The organism is uncultured Marinobacter sp. (genome assembly GCF_963974375.1).
Classification (GTDB): Bacteria; Pseudomonadota; Gammaproteobacteria; order Pseudomonadales; family Oleiphilaceae; genus Marinobacter.
The window spans coordinates 1-8,717 of sequence record NZ_CAXBDN010000189.1 but is presented as its reverse complement, the minus strand read 5'-3'; the positions used below and the strand labels follow the sequence as shown (position 1 = coordinate 8,717).

Annotated in this window: 5 protein-coding genes and 2 pseudogenes; 1 reads left to right on the top strand and 6 read right to left on the bottom strand. The window is 59.6% G+C overall.

Annotated features, from left to right (window positions below; all coding sequences use genetic code 11):
- Nucleotides 1-360: pseudogene (locus AAC035_RS14975) on the top strand (3-deoxy-7-phosphoheptulonate synthase); the annotation flags it as partial.
- A 96-nt stretch (nt 361-456) separates the two neighbouring features.
- On the opposite strand, the pseudogene cobA reads toward AAC035_RS14975, so the two are convergent.
- The 6 genes and pseudogenes from cobA to AAC035_RS14945 form a co-directional block, all read right to left on the bottom strand.
- Nucleotides 457-1,248: pseudogene (gene cobA / locus AAC035_RS14970) on the bottom strand (uroporphyrinogen-III C-methyltransferase); the annotation flags it as partial.
- A gap of 65 nt (nt 1,249-1,313) precedes the next feature.
- Entirely contained in the window at nt 1,314-2,588 is a 1,275-nt protein-coding gene (gene serS, locus AAC035_RS14965; protein ID WP_339805538.1) for a serine--tRNA ligase, read from the bottom strand.
- A 70-nt stretch (nt 2,589-2,658) separates the two neighbouring features.
- A complete protein-coding gene (locus tag AAC035_RS14960; protein WP_339805536.1) occupies nt 2,659-4,002 on the bottom strand; it encodes a replication-associated recombination protein A in 1,344 nt (447 codons plus the stop codon).
- Nucleotides 4,002-4,655 carry an outer membrane lipoprotein chaperone LolA gene (gene lolA / locus AAC035_RS14955; protein ID WP_339805533.1) on the bottom strand — a complete coding sequence of 218 codons (654 nt, stop codon included), beginning with the start codon at nt 4,653-4,655 and terminating at the stop codon, nt 4,002-4,004. The genes AAC035_RS14960 and lolA overlap by 1 nt, the downstream gene beginning before the upstream one ends.
- Before the next feature lie 24 nt (nt 4,656-4,679).
- Nucleotides 4,680-7,292 carry a DNA translocase FtsK 4TM domain-containing protein gene (locus AAC035_RS14950; RefSeq protein WP_339805530.1) on the bottom strand — a complete coding sequence of 871 codons (2,613 nt, stop codon included), beginning with the start codon at nt 7,290-7,292 and terminating at the stop codon, nt 4,680-4,682.
- A 66-nt stretch (nt 7,293-7,358) separates the two neighbouring features.
- Nucleotides 7,359-8,582: an O-succinylhomoserine sulfhydrylase gene (locus tag AAC035_RS14945; RefSeq protein ID WP_339805528.1), complete on the bottom strand. Its 1,224-nt coding sequence runs from the start codon at nt 8,580-8,582 to the stop codon at nt 7,359-7,361.
- Nucleotides 8,583-8,717: the final 135 nt, after the last annotated feature.

The following is an 8,717-nucleotide window of genomic DNA, read 5'->3' as shown; positions in this document are numbered from 1 at the left end:
GGCAAGCCAAACTACGATTCGGTCAGTGTGGCATTGTGTGAACAGGCGCTGGACAAGGCCGGCCTGCGCAAGTCCATCATGATCGACTGCAGCCACGCCAACTCCAATAAGGATCCCGCGATCCAGCCGCTGGTGCTGCAGGACGTTACCCATCAGATTCTGGAAGGTAACCAGTCCATCCAGAGCCTGATGGTGGAGAGCAACCTGAACTGGGGCAACCAGTCTATTCCCCAGAATCTGGCGGACCTCAAATACGGCGTATCGGTGACCGATGCCTGCATTGACTGGCCAGCCACCGAGAAAGCATTGCGGGACATGCGCGACAAACTCAAGGACGTGCTGCCCAAACGGATCCGCTGAAACAGGTCCGTTTTACGCCTGCAATGAAAAGGCCTGCCCGGATTCACCCGGCAGGCCTTTTGTTTTTGAGCTGGCACGCAAGCACGGGGCCGGATGTCAGAATGCGCCACCGGCTGGAGCATTCACCCCTTCCACAGCACCCATCCAGTCCAGGCGATCACGAAGCTGCACCACCTCACCAATAATAATCAGCGTTGGCGCAGCAACCCCACTGTTTTCCACCCGTTCAACTATGGTGCTCAGGGTGCCGGTGACAACCTTCTGATCCGGCGTGGTGCCACGGGACACCAGCGCCACCGGCATGGATTTCGCCATGCCGTGGTCAATCAGCTCCCGCACAATAATGGGCAGTCCCACCAGACCCATGTAGAAAACCAGGGTCTGGTTGGTCTGGACAAAGTCCCGCCAGGGCAGATCACAGGTATCGTTCTTCAGATGGCCGGTCACAAAGCGCACCGACTGGGCGTAATCCCGGTGGGTCAGCGGAATACCCGCATAGGCTGCACAGCCCGATGCGGCGGTAATACCCGGCACCACCTGAAACCTCACTCCGGAACTGGCCAGGGTTTCTATCTCCTCCCCGCCCCGGCCGAAGATAAACGGATCCCCGCCCTTCAGGCGAACCACCCGCAAGCCTTGCTGGGCAAGGTCCACCAGCCGTTGGTTGATCTGCTCCTGCGGCACCGAATGATTGGCGCGCTGTTTGCCGACGTGCTGAAGTTCCGCTGACTCCGGGATCAGATTCAGGATTTCCTTCGAGACCAGGCGGTCATACAGCACGATCTGGGCTGACTGCAATATCCGCCAGGCCTTCAGCGTCAGCAGTTCCGGATCACCGGGGCCGGCACCCACAAGGAACACCTCACCAGGTGAAGTGTTGGGGTTCCGGGTAACCGGGTTTTCCCGATAACGGGGAGGCATTCCGGGCGTCTGCGCATCCTGCGTCTTTTCGTTCATTGGATCCTTTCCTGACCTCGCATGTAGGGGCGCAATACCTCAGGAATCACAATGCTGCCGTCTGCCTGTTGATAGTTCTCCATCACCGCAATCAGGGTGCGACCGACCGCCAGGCCGGAGCCGTTCAGGGTATGCACCGGCTCGGGCTTGCCGGTGTCCGGGTTGCGCCAGCGGGCCTGCATGCGGCGAGCCTGGAAGTCACGGGTATTGGAGCAGGAGGAAATTTCACGGTACTTGTCCTGGCCCGGCAGCCACACCTCAAGATCGTAGGTACGCGCGGCAGCAAAGCCGATATCACCGCCACACAGGGCGACAACCCGGTAAGGCAGGTCCAGTAACTGCAGGATCTTCTCGGCATGGCCGGTCAGCTCATCGAGCGCGGCGTCGGAATCCTGCGGCCGGACGATATGAATCAGCTCGACCTTGTCGAATTGGTGCTGTCGGATCATGCCGCGGGTATCGCGACCGTGAGACCCGGCCTCACTGCGAAAACTGGGTGTGTGGGCCACAAATTTGAGGGGCAGTTCGCTGGCATCAATGATGGTATCGGCCACCAGATTGGTCACCGGCACTTCCGCAGTAGGAATCAGGTAGAGCGGCTGATCACCGGCGGTGCGGAAAAGGTCTTCCTCGAACTTGGGCAGCTGACCGGTGCCAAACAGAGTATTGGCATTCACCAGATACGGTACATAGGTTTCCGTGTAGCCGTGCTCTGCGGTGTGCTGATCCATCATGAACTGGGCCAGCGCCCGGTGCAGCCGGGCAATAGGGCCAGTCATGGCGACAAAACGGGAATGGGCCAGCAGGCTGCCCCGTTCAAAGTCGATGCCCTTCAGGCTTTCACCCAGACTGACATGGTCTTTCACCTCAAAATCGTAGGTGCGCGGAGTGCCCCAGCGACGGACCTCGACGTTGTCTTCCTCACTCTCACCTTCGGGAACGTCTTCATCAGGCAGATTCGGAATACCTGCCAGAAAGGCATTCAGCGATTCCTGAACCGCACGCAGATTGTCTTCGGCCTCGGCCTTCTGCTGCTTCAGGCTTTCCACTTCCTGCAACAGGGGCGCGATGTCCTCCCCGGCGGCCTTGGCTTTGCCGATGGATTTTGACCGCTTGTTCTGCTCGCTCTGCAGGTTCTCGGTCTGAACCTGAATGGCACGGCGCTTTTCCTCGAGTTCGTCAAAAAGCTTGCGCTCAAACGTAAAGTGCTTGACCGCCAGACGGCGGACGATCTCGTCGGTTTCGGCACGAACGCGTTTGGGGTCGAGCATGGGTATCCCTGTGGTCAGTTGGAAGTTGTCAGAATCTGGCAGGCATTATACCTGTTACTGCAAGGTGACGTTAAGGTTGCGGATAGCGCTGCTGAGGACTACGGCGATTGAGTTCGTCCAGCCGCGCCCGCTTTTCGGCCAGTTTGATCTCCAGGCCCCGGGGTACCGGCTGGTAGTAACGACGGTCCGCCACCGCTTCCGGAAGGTAACTTTCACCGGCCGCAAAGGCTTCAGGCTCGTCATGGGCGTAGCGGTAGTCATCGCCATGCCCCAGGCTTTTCATCAACGCGGTGGGGGCGTTACGCAGGTGCACCGGTACCTGATAATCCGGGTCCTTGCGAATATCCGCGCGGCACTGGTTATAGGCCTTGTAGATGGCATTGCTCTTGGGCGCCAGCGCCAGAAAGGTAGCCGCCTGGGCAAGTGCCAGCTCACCCTCCGGCGAACCCAGGCGCTCCTGCACATCCCAGGCATCCAGGCACAACCGCAGGGTCCGGGGATCGGCATTGCCTATGTCTTCAGAGGCCATGCGCAGCAGGCGCCTGGCGATGTAGACAGGATCCGCACCGCCGTCCAGCATCCGGCATAACCAATAGAGCGCGCCATCCGGATCAGACCCCCGCACGGACTTGTGCAAGGCGGAAATCTGATCGTAAAAAACGTCGCCACCCTTGTCGAAACGACGCAGACTGCTTTGCAACACCTGCTCAAGCACCGCTTCGGTAATCACCGGATGGCCATCGGCATCGGCTTCAGCAAGATCCGACGCCACTTCCAGCACGTTCAGGGCCCGCCGGGCATCGCCACCACCGGCCGACGCAATCAGCGCAAGTACCGAAGGTTCCACCCGGAACTTGCCGGCAAGTCCCTGCTCCGCCATCACCGCCCGCTCCAGCAGCGCCAGTAGATCCGATTCTTCGAGATCCTTCAGCACATAGACACGGGTACGGGACAGCAACGCACTATTCAGCTCAAAGGATGGATTTTCAGTGGTGGCGCCGACAAAGATGAAGGTACCGTCTTCGATGTGCGGCAGGAAGGCATCCTGCTGGCTTTTGTTGAAGCGGTGAACCTCATCAACGAACAGCAGTGTGTCGCGGCCCTCCGCCTGCTTGCGATGGCGGGCCCGGTCTACTGCCGCCCGAATGTCCTTGACCCCTGCCAGCACCGCTGACAGTGTTTCATAGCCCAGATCTCCGACACTGGCCAGCAGCCGTGCAAAGGTGGTTTTGCCTACACCGGGAGGGCCCCAGAGAATCATGGAATGCAACTGGCCGTGCTCTACCGCCAATCGGAGCGGCTTGCCGGGGCCCACCAGATGCGTCTGTCCGACATAGTCATCCAGGCTGCGAGGCCGCATCCTGGCGGCCAGGGGCTCGAAGCCCCTGGGTTCATCAAACAGACTCTGCGTCATTACTGCAGGCCCTTGATGACGTCAACACCCTCCGGATAATCCAGCCGGAAAGCGCTGTCCGGAAGATCCTCGTTCAGTACGATTCCACCGAAGCTGATCAGGGTACGCTGGGCCAGGGAATCTTCCAGCTCCATTTCCTGAAGCTCGCCGTCAAAGAAGACCAGGGTCAGGGAAATGAACAGCGAGTCCTCGGATTTCGGCTCCAGAATATACACCCGGGTAAACTCACCCAGCACCCGCTCATCAACCCGGTAGACGTCTGACAGACCTTCCACCTCGCCACTGAGCAGCAAGGCCGGTGTCACCGAGACCTGTTCATCCAGTTCCTGAACCGTCACCTGCTCAAGGTCCGGATCGTACACTTCCACGGTTTTGCCATCGCTGACAATAAACTGGTTGGCCGGTGGCCGGGTTTCCCAGTAAAACAGACCAGGGCGCTTGGCCCGGAGTTTTCCTTCGGTTTCCTGCACCACCAGGCCACGGTCGTCCGCCACTTCCTGGGTAAAGCTGGCCTGAAAGGTACCGTAATCTCTCAGCAGGTCGGACAGTCGTTCCGCCGCGCCCTCACTGTGGGTACCCGCCGCTGCGGCCGTCAGGGCCCAGGGCAGCAGCACCGACAGTGCCAGCAGTTGTTTGACTGAGTTCAGCATCATACATAACCTCCCCGGAATCCGGGATCAGTGTTTGGGTGGTGGCGGTGCCAGGACCTCTCGCGAGCCATTATGGCCTGCGGAACTGACAACCCCGGCGGCCTCCATGGCCTCCACGAGGTTGGCGGCACGGTTGTATCCGATCTTGAACTTGCGCTGGACTGATGAAATGGACACCCGCCGACCCTCGGTGACAAACGCAACCGCCTCATCAAACAGGGCATCGCCCTCGGCATCGCTGTCACCATCAGAAAGCGAGGGTACACCCGGTAAGTTCTCGCCTTCCGCGCCGTTGAGAACGTCGTCGATGTACTTGGGTTCACCCCGGGCCTTCCAGGCATTGACCACCCGGTGCACTTCGTCGTCATCCACAAAGGCACCGTGGACCCGCACCGGCAAACCTGACCCCGGGGGCAGGTACAGCATGTCGCCGTGGCCCAGCAATTGTTCGGCACCGCCCTGATCGAGCACGGTCCGGGAGTCAATTTTGGACGATACCTGGAACGACATCCGGGTCGGAATATTGGCCTTGATCAGACCGGTAATCACATCCACGGAAGGCCGCTGGGTCGCCAGTATCAGGTGGATACCGGCAGCACGGGCCTTCTGGGCAATACGGGCAATCAGTTCTTCCACTTTCTTGCCGACGATCATCATCATGTCGGCGAATTCGTCGATAACCACCACGATGAACGGCAGGGTATCCAGTTCCGGCCGTGACTGCTCGTCGTTATCCAGCCATTCGTCGGGCTTCCACAATGGATCCAGCAGCGGCTCGCCGGCGTTTCTGGCTTCCCTGACCTTGAGGTTGTAGCCGGCGATGTTACGCACACCGAGATTGGCCATCAGGCGGTAACGGCGCTCCATTTCGGCCACACACCAGCGCAACGCATTGGCGGCCTCTTTCATGTCGGTCACCACTGGTGACAGCAAGTGCGGAATGCCCTCGTAGATACTGAGCTCCAGCATCTTCGGATCCACCATGATGAAGCGGACTTCCTCCGGAGTGGCCTTGAGCAGCATGCTCAGCAGCATGGCATTGACGCCCACCGACTTACCGGAACCGGTGGTCCCGGCTACCAGCAAATGGGGCATCTTCGACAGGTTGGCCACCATCGGGTTGCCGCCGATGTCGTTCCCCAGCGCCAGTGTCAGCGGTGATGTGGCCTCGGTAAACACCCGGGCGCTGAGCACTTCACTGAGACGGACAATCTCCCGGGATTCGTTCGGGATTTCAATTCCCACCACGGATTTTCCGGGAATAACCTCAACCACCCGCACACTGAGTACCGCCAGTGAGCGGGCCAGATCCTTGGCCAGATTCGAGATCTTGCTGACTTTCACGCCGGCGGCCGGCTTTATCTCAAAGCGGGTTATGACCGGCCCGGGGTTCACCTCAACCACTTCAACGGTGACACCGAAGTCCGCCAGTTTCTCTTCGAGCAGGCGCGACATATGCTCCAGCGCCTCCTCAGAGTAACCCTTACCACTATGCTCTTCTGGCGGGTCCAGCAAACTGATGGGGGGAATCGGGCTTTCAAGGTCTTCAAACAGTGATGCCTGCTTGCGGACTTTCTCCTTCTGGGATTCTGTTTCGGCATCCCGTTTGAACGGCGAAATCTTGACCTGACGCGCTACCGGAATAACTTCCTCCGGATCACCGGCATCCGGTCCGCTACGACTGGCGTTGAGGGATTCCGACTCCGGCCTGACCTCGGGACCGTCATCCCGGGAACTGAAGCTTTCCAGCAGCGCCGGTTCGTCATCATCCGCCCTTTTCCGGGCCGGCCTGGCCAATGGCGTTGCGCTGTCCTCAGCCCTGGCGGCTGATCGCCCGCCAAACGGCCACAGCCATCGCCACCACGGGCGCTTTGGGCCTGATGTGGAAACGTCTATCCGGTCCCGCACCACCGGCGGATCGGCCACCGGGTTGGCAGCTTTACCCGGTTTCGGAGATTCCGTTTTTGCCGGTTCCTTCTGTGGTTTGTCCGGTGACGAGCGGAACAGGCCGAGGAATCCGTAGTAGAGGGATAGCGCCATACCGCCCAGTCGGTCCATGATCCGGAACCAGGACAGCCCGGTGGTTACTGTCAGGGCGAACAGAAAGATGGCCACCAGAATCAACGTTGTGGCCGGAAGATTGAAGAAGCGGACCATGGCGCCGGAAACCGATTGACCGAGAACCCCGCCTGAGGTGTAGCCCAGTCCAAACAGGGAATACAGAGCCAACAGACTGCAGGCGGAAAGAAGAATCAGCAGGAACCCGCCACTACGCACCAGCAGCAAGGGCCAGTGCATTTCCATCGGATCATGGCGGCGACGTACCAGCATCAGGGCATAACCCGCCACCATTACCGGAAACAGGAAGGCCATCTGACCAAACAGATCCATCAGCAGACTGGCCAGCCAGGCGCCGGAGCGCCCCGCCGAGTTACTGACGCTGGTCTGATGGCCGATACTGGCCCAGCCGGGATCCGACGGACTGAAACTGACCAGTGCCATGGCAAGAAAAATTGCCAGCGCGATCAGGGCGATAACAGCGCCTTCCCGCGCGCCCTGAGCCATCAGCCTGCGAAACCGCAGCTGCTTTTCAGTGGGAGGGGCAATTGCCGCGCTTTGTGCTTTTCCGCTCTTGGCCATGGATACCAGATTCGATCCTTTGAAGGTTGTGAGCCGGAACTCCGGGAACCCGGGTTCCCGGAGACGTTATCCTGCGACCGCGTCCAGGCCCCGCTGAAGATCCCTTTTCAGGTCCTCAACTGCCTCGATGCCCACCGAGATCCGGATCAGGTTGTCCGTAATTCCGGCGGTGGCCTTGTCTTCCGGAGAAAGGCGGCCGTGGGTGGTGGTACCGGGATGGGTGATGGTGGATTTTACGTCCCCCAGATTGGCAGTAATCGAAATCATGCGGGTAGCATCAATGAAGGCCCAGGCCTGGGCCTGACCGCCACGCACGGTAAACGACAACACACCACCGAATCCGCTTTGCTGCTTTTTGGCCAGTTCGTGCTGTGGGTGGGATTCCAGTCCCGCGTAAAAAACCCGCTCCACAGCCTCCTGCTGATCCAGCCAACGAGCCAACTCTAGCGCATTCTCACAGTGAGCACGCATACGGATTGGTAAGGTTTCCAATCCCTTATGAAAAATCCAGGCATTGAAGGGACTCATGGTGGGCCCGGCTGAGCGAAGGAAGCCGACAACCTCTGCCATCAGCTTTGACGACCCGACCACCACGCCACCCACACAACGCCCCTGCCCGTCCAGATACTTGGTGGCCGAGTGAATAACAATGTCTGCCCCGAACTCGAAGGGCCTCTGCAACACTGGCGTACAAAAACAGTTATCAACCACAAACAGTGCATCGGCATCCCGGGCGACAGCCGCCAGCGCGGTCATATCCGCTACTTCACAGAGCGGGTTGGACGGTGTCTCGATGAACAGCAGACGGGTTTCCGGGCGTACCGCACCCCGCCATTGGTCCAGATCTGTCAGCGCAACAAAGGTGGTCTCGACCCCGAACCGCGCCATGTACTTCTGAAACAGGACGTTGGTGGTGCCAAAAACACCCCTGGAGCAGATCACGTGGTCACCGGATTTCAGCAGGGCCATGCAGGTGGCGAGTATCGCCGCCATGCCCGACGCCGTGGCAACCGCCTGCTCGCCACCCTCCATGGCGGCAATGCGTTGTTCGAAGGCCTGCACAGTGGGGTTGGTAAACCGGGAGTAGATATTTCCCGGTTCATCTCCACCAAAACGGGCTGCCGCCTGAGCGGCGCTGCCATAGACGAAGCTGGAGGTCGGAAAAATCGCATCGCTGTGTTCCAGCTCTGCGGTCCGGTGCTGCCCTGCCCTCACGGCCAGAGTATCCACCGAGACGCCTTCCAGGTCGGATTCCGGTATAAAGCTGTGTTCTTCGCGGCGATAGGTCATGTTCGGATTTCGCTCGTGTTTCAGTAGTCTTCTTCGTCGTTATGAAGATCGATTATGCCATTCTCGGTGGGCGTACCCTCGGCCCTGGCGTCGTCGCGACGTACTTCATCGAGACGCTGGAGATAGGCTTCATCC

Excerpts from the sequence above, each read along its gene's own strand:
- lolA (WP_339805533.1), bottom strand. The coding sequence starts at position 4,655 with ATGATGCTGAACTCAGTCAAACAACTGCTGGCACTGTCGGTGCTGCTG.
- serS (WP_339805538.1), bottom strand. The coding sequence starts at position 2,588 with ATGCTCGACCCCAAACGCGTTCGTGCCGAAACCGACGAGATCGTCCGC.
- AAC035_RS14945 (WP_339805528.1), bottom strand. The coding sequence starts at position 8,582 with ATGACCTATCGCCGCGAAGAACACAGCTTTATACCGGAATCCGACCTG.
- AAC035_RS14960 (WP_339805536.1), bottom strand. The coding sequence starts at position 4,002 with ATGACGCAGAGTCTGTTTGATGAACCCAGGGGCTTCGAGCCCCTGGCC.
- AAC035_RS14950 (WP_339805530.1), bottom strand. The coding sequence starts at position 7,292 with ATGGCCAAGAGCGGAAAAGCACAAAGCGCGGCAATTGCCCCTCCCACT.